The organism is Desulfobulbaceae bacterium (genome assembly GCA_015231515.1).
Taxonomy (GTDB): domain Bacteria; phylum Desulfobacterota; class Desulfobulbia; order Desulfobulbales; family VMSU01; genus JADGBM01.
Genome location: JADGBM010000139.1, coordinates 1 through 6,255 on the forward strand (window position 1 = coordinate 1; position 6,255 = coordinate 6,255).

A 6,255-nucleotide genomic window follows, 5' to 3' on the forward strand; every position below is an offset into this window, starting at 1 on the left:
TACAGGATAAACATCTTGTCCATCCTGTAAATCCTGGCTATCCTGATTCAGACAGATAGCGATTTACCTGTAAATGATAGCAAGGTGTCGTTTTTGAGTTTTATTAATAGGTAAGGCTTTTCTGGAGATTACAATGAACCAAATAATAAACCCTGTTAAGCAGGTTGACAGTGCATTTCTTTATATTATAGGCATATCCTTGGTTTTACTGACCCTTATAACAATTACCATGATCTGGTTTGTGGTAAAATACAGCAGAAAAAATAATCCTGTGCCGGCAGACATAAGAGGAGACTGGAAACTTGAGGTGATCTGGACAGTCATTCCCACATTGATAGCTATGTCCATGTTTTGGGTAGGCTGGTCATCATATGCTGGATTGAGAAATGTCCCCAAAAATGCTCTGGAGATAGAGACCATTGCCCAGATGTACTCATGGATTTTTATTTACAAGAATGGCAAAGAGACAGACAACGAGCTTGTTGTTCCTATAGGCCGCCCTATTCGTCTTAACGTCACATCTGATGACGTTATTCACGGGCTTTTCATTCCAGCTTTTAGAATCAAGGTGGATGCAGTTCCAGGAGTTCACACATATGCATGGTTCTATCCTGAAAAAATTGGCAAGTTTTCTGTTCAATGTACGGAATTTTGCGGAATTGGACATGCGGACATGACAGCACAGCTAAAAGTTGTAACTGAAGATGAGTACAATGAATGGTTGAAATCTGACTAAAGTTAATCAGAATGCATTTTCACAGCAAGATTTTGATTTCGCTTGGACTGACATCTTACACATTGCTTGGATACCTGATATTTTTTCCATATCCAGACTCTATGTTCTGGCTCACAGCTCTATCGTCACTGCTGTTATGTTCAGGAAGCGGGGCACTGAACAATTATCAGGATCGCCATATAGACAAACTCCTTGAAAGAACTTCAAAACGCCCTCTTCCATCAGGTTCTGTCTCAGAAAGATGTGTGCTGGTTCAATCTCTATTGCTCATATCTGCGGGTATTTCAGGTTTTTATTTTGCCCGCAACTCTCTTGCAAGTGCCCTTATTGCTCTGTCTGGTACGGCATTTTACAACGGAATATATACTCCTCTTAAAACTCGGACGGTTCTTGCAATTTTTCCTGGTGCAATCTGCGGCATGATTCCCCCGTTGATGGGATTTAGTGCAGCAGGAGGATCATATAAAGATATTTTTGCAGCTATACAGACTTTTGTCGGCAACCTGTGCTGTTCTGGCAATCTTTACTGTTCTGGCAATCTGGGGTGCTCTGGCAATCTGGGCAATATAATCTGGGTAATGGCAATAATTGGAGTGTGGCAGCTTCCCCACTTCTGGCTTGTTCTGCTAAAATACCCTGATGATTATGAACAGAGCCATGCAGGACACAAGCTCCCATCCATGCTTGGTCTGTTTACCAGAACGCAACTTGGACGCATCATGCTGATATGGATTTTGCTTTACAGCTTCATGCTTATCACAGCTCCCCTTTTTTATTCCGGATTAAGCATGACAGCCCAATGGATTTTGGTATTGAATGGAGTCTTTCTGTTTATATTATCTACTTCTGCTTTGTTAGGTTTCACTACCCGAATCCATCTTTATGGTTATGCAACAAGCTATCGTTTTGAATCTGCTATACTGAACCTCTCCATGATGATTTTTATCCTCACTCTGATAGCAGACATACTCTTTTTAACGGCTGTTTAAATATTCAGACTCTGATTTTAAGTTGATGGTAAAACGAAATACGCTTTTTCAAATGATAGGGAAAAAATCCTTTTAACTGAAAACAATGGGGGTAATATTTGAGTCAACTAAACGTGCCAATGATATATGGAATAATAATAAAAAATTTTGCAACGATAATCTTTTTAACCATTTTTTCGTTTGGATGTGCCACAGCCTGGGCACAAAGCGAAATCACCGTTGTTCACGGAGAAGAGGATTATCCTCCTATGGAGATGATGGTCAAAGGAACATTCTCAGGTTTTCACGCCGATATTGTCAACGCAGTCAGTGCCAAGCTTGGTATAAAAATTCACTGGATAGGCGTTCCGTGGAAACGAGCCCTTTTAATGGTGGAGCATGGAAAGGCGGATGGTATCACCTACATCGGGAAAACCCCAGAACGAGAGGTTTGGGCTATCTTTAATGATGACAATATAATTTCGTCCGCCAAGATATCATTTATAGTAACCAAAGAGAACGCATCCAAGATCATCTTCAATGGCAACATTTCTGAATTCCTGAAAGATAGAACTCTTCTGGTTGTCCGTGGTTTTGCTTTTGGCGATGACAAGATCGACAAGGCCATTAAATATGAATCAAACTCCATAGAGACGATGGTAAAAATGCTGTTGAAACAAAGATACGATGTCGGCATCCTCAATTGGAACGACTTCTCAGGTGCCTTTAAGGGCAAGCCGGAATATCAGCAACTGGTGCAACTCAGCCCCCCAGCTATAGAGTTGAATAATTACATAGCCTTTTCCAAGGCAAAAAAGAATGAATATCTTGCAAAGCGTTTCGGCGAAGCACTGAAGGCATTTAAAAAGACACCTGATTACACGATGCTGTTGGAAAAATATGGGATAGAGATCAATCTATGATTTTAGAAAATAAATTAGGCATTACCGATGCTGTGGAACTTGCAAGAGCGGAAGAAAAAATCAGTAAAACAAAAGCGTTAAAACTGTTTATAAGTGGTGTTTTGGATACGTTCAACGCGGGCAGTTTTCAGGCACTGGCAGAGATTCACCGCTATCTTTTCGGTGATATCTATACGTTTGCCGGCAAGATCCGCACAGTAAACATTGCAAAAGGTAATTTTAGATTTGCTCCTCTTATGTATCTTGAAACAGCCTTAAAAAATATAGAAGCAATGCCCCAATCCACTTTTAATGAGATTATTGAAAAATATGTGGAAATGAATATTGCTCACCCATTTAGAGAGGGCAACGGACGAAGCACAAGAATATGGCTTGATTTGATTCTGAAAAAAGAGCTGAACCAGATTGTTGACTGGAGCTGTGTGGATAAAGATGATTATCTTCTGGCCATGGAGCGAAGCCCGATTAAAGATATTGAAATTAAAGTGCTACTAAAACAGGCCTTAACAGACAAAGTAAATGACCTGGCACTCTATATGAAAGGTATTGATGCAAGTTACCATTACGAGGGATACACTGTCTATAAGACTGAAAATCTTGGAGATTAAGATCGATGCCCTATACATCAGAAGTCCAATTTAAAGAAGCCTTTTGAGTCAGAAGAGGGAGTTGGCTCTATAAACCAAAACCTGAAAGTAAAGGAGAATCAAGATGAATGAAGATAGTAAATGCCCAGTGACAGGCAGGATGAGCAAGCCCATTTCCGGAGGCGGCACGTCGAACAAGGAGTGGTGGCCCAACCAATTGAACCTAAAGATTCTTCATCAGCAATCAAATCTTAGCAATCCGATGGGAGAGGCTTTCAACTATGCTGAAGAGTTCAAGAAACTCGACTTGGATGCCCTGAAGAAGGATCTCTATGCACTGATGACCGATTCACAGGATTGGTGGCCAGCCGATTACGGTCACTACGGAGGGCTCTTTATTAGGATGGCGTGGCATAGTGCAGGCACCTACCGTATGGGCGATGGTCGTGGGGGGGCAGGGTCCGGCTCTCAACGCCTGGCACCCCTCAACAGTTGGCCCGACAACGTGAACCTTGACAAGGCACGTCGATTGCTTTGGCCGATCAAACAAAAATACGGCAAGAAGATCTCCTGGGCCGACCTGATGATCCTCGCAGGCAACTGTGCCCTGGAGTCCATGGGGTTCAAGACCTTTGGCTTTGCTGGCGGACGCGTGGACGTCTGGGAGCCGGAAGAGGAGATCTACTGGGGCAGCGAGGACAAATGGCTTGGCGATAACCGCTACTCCGGCAATCGAGATCTCGAAAATCCGCTTGCCGCTGTGCAGATGGGGCTGATCTATGTAAACCCAGAGGGTCCCAACGGCAACCCTGATCCCGTTGCCTCCGGCCGTGATGTTCGTGAGACTTTTGCACGCATGGCAATGAACGACGAAGAGACTGTAGCACTCGTCGCCGGTGGACACACCTTTGGAAAGTGTCACGGTGCGGCTCCTGCGTCTCATGTTGGGCCTGAACCCGAGGGTGCCCCTATTGAGAACCAAGGCTTTGGCTGGAAAAGCAGCTTTGGCAGCGGTAAAGGAGGCGATACTATCAGCAGCGGAATTGAGGGTGCGTGGAAGCCAAATCCGACCAAATGGGACACAGGGTATCTGAAAGTGCTGTTCAAATACGAGTGGGAACTGGTTAAGAGTCCGGCCGGTGCACATCAGTGGCTGGCTAAGAACGTGGCAGAAGAGGACATGGTAGTTGACGCTCACGACCCATCAAAAAAACACCGCCCGATGATGACCACAGCAGATCTCTCCCTTCGCTTTGATCCGATCTACGAACCAATATCACGGCGTTATTTACAGAACCCCGAGCAGTTTGCCGACGCCTTCGCCCGTGCATGGTTCAAGTTGACGCATCGCGATATGGGGCCGTGCACACGGTATCTAGGCCCGGAAGTTCCAACAGAAGAACTAATATGGCAAGACTCCGTCCCGGCCGTCAATCACGAACTGGTTGATGCCCAGGATATCGCCTCCCTCAAGGGTAAAATTCTGGCTTCAGGTCTGTCTGTGTCTGAATTGGTTTCGACTGCCTGGGCATCAGCTTCCACTTTCCGAGGCTCCGACAAACGAGGTGGAGCCAACGGTGCCCGCATTCGTCTTGCACCACAGAAGGATTGGGAGGTCAACCAGCCTGCAAGGCTGGAGAAGGTACTCAAAACCCTGGAGGATATCCGGAATACGTTCAACAGCACACAGTCCGGCGACAAAAAGATATCTCTGGCTGACCTGATCATTCTGGCAGGTTGCTCAGGCGTCGAACAGGCAGCTAAAAATGCTGGTCACATGTTGATAGTTCCCTTCACGCCAGGACGTATGGACGCCTTGCAGGAACAAACTGATATAGACTCTTTCGCAGTTCTCGAACCTAAAGCGGACGGTTTCCGTAACTACCAGAAGACAAAATACGCTGTATCGGCTGAGGAGCTGCTGGTTGATAAGGCACAGCTCCTGACTCTGACAGCTCCGGAGATGACGGTTCTCATCGGCGGCATGCGTGTCCTGAATACCAACTTCGGAAGCTCTCAGCACGGTGTTTTTACCAAGCGACCGGAGGCTCTGACCAACGACTTTTTCGTTAATCTGCTTGATATGAGCACAGAGTGGAAGGCAGTTTCTAAAGACTCTAACGTGTTTGAAGGGTACGATCGCAAGACGGGTGAGCTCAAGTGGATCGGCACACGTGTAGACCTGATCTTCGGTTCTAACTCCCAACTTCGAGCATTGGCGGAAGTCTACGGATGTGAGGACTCCCAGGAGAAGTTTCTGCAAGACTTTGTAGCGGCGTGGAACAAGGTTATGAACCTTGATCGCTTTGACCTCACCTGATCATAGTCGAAACGGATTCAAGAGCTTCTGACAAGGAGGCAAAAAAGGTCAGCTACAAACCGGTTCCAGCGGACGGTGGTGTACCATCGCCGCTAAACCGGAGTGTTATGCAACCACGGTTTTGACTGGCACTGATAGGAGTAAGAAAAATAAGCGAGGGTAAAATCATGACGAGCAGAAAATCGATAAAAGAAAAAACAATAGATCATTATCCTATCTTGGTGAGAATGAAATTTATTTTTATGTTTTTCTCGTACTTCTATCTGATTTTTGTACCCTGCTCATGGGCATATACTGTGGAAAATCAGGAAAACTACACTTATAAACTTACTCAATCCAATGAAAATTATTCCATCTGGACAACGCTGCCATCGGAACGGGTCTTTAAAAATGATCCTGTTCCGGATTTTTTATCTGATGAAACATCATCAAGGGTTCTTGTCTATGCTGCAAAGAATGAATTTGAACCTTTCCAGATTGTAGTAAAACCTTCTGTCGGAGTCTCCGGCAATATAAGCATCAACATGGAGTCGTTTGGCTCAGGCATTGAGACTGAAATTCATCAGGTTAAATATATAAATATCACAAAAACCACAGATATTCTTGGAAAAACAGGATATTACCCTGATCCTCTGTGGCCGGTTGAAAATGGCTCTTCAATATCTCTTAACGCCAATGAGAACACCGCTTTCTGGATAACAGTGCATGTTCCAAAGAGTGT

At 44.7% G+C, this 6,255-nt stretch carries 6 protein-coding genes; all 6 read left to right on the plus strand.

Translation table 11 applies throughout. The annotated features are described in order from the left end of the window. Window positions 1-133 precede the first annotated feature (133 nt). Complete coding sequence (gene coxB, locus HQK80_14605) at window positions 134-736, plus strand: cytochrome c oxidase subunit II (protein ID MBF0223430.1); 603 nt, start codon at window positions 134-136, stop codon at window positions 734-736. Window positions 737-747: 11 nt separating this feature from the next. Beyond that, on the plus strand, window positions 748-1,725 hold the full coding sequence (locus HQK80_14610) for a UbiA family prenyltransferase (GenBank protein MBF0223431.1): 978 nt from the start codon (window positions 748-750) through the stop codon (window positions 1,723-1,725). A gap of 119 nt (window positions 1,726-1,844) precedes the next feature. Next, entirely contained in the window at window positions 1,845-2,627 is a 783-nt protein-coding gene (locus HQK80_14615; GenBank protein MBF0223432.1) for a transporter substrate-binding domain-containing protein, read from the plus strand. Continuing rightward, window positions 2,624-3,235 carry a Fic family protein gene (locus HQK80_14620; GenBank protein MBF0223433.1) on the plus strand — a complete coding sequence of 204 codons (612 nt, stop codon included), beginning with the start codon at window positions 2,624-2,626 and terminating at the stop codon, window positions 3,233-3,235. The genes HQK80_14615 and HQK80_14620 overlap by 4 nt, the downstream gene beginning before the upstream one ends. A gap of 103 nt (window positions 3,236-3,338) precedes the next feature. Next, the gene (gene katG / locus HQK80_14625) at window positions 3,339-5,534 is read left to right on the plus strand and encodes a catalase/peroxidase HPI (GenBank protein ID MBF0223434.1); all 2,196 of its coding nucleotides are present in this window, start codon (window positions 3,339-3,341) and stop codon (window positions 5,532-5,534) included. A 167-nt stretch (window positions 5,535-5,701) separates the two neighbouring features. After that, window positions 5,702-6,255, plus strand: a 554-nt coding sequence (locus HQK80_14630) for a hypothetical protein (protein ID MBF0223435.1), incomplete at its 3' end; no start/stop codon positions are given.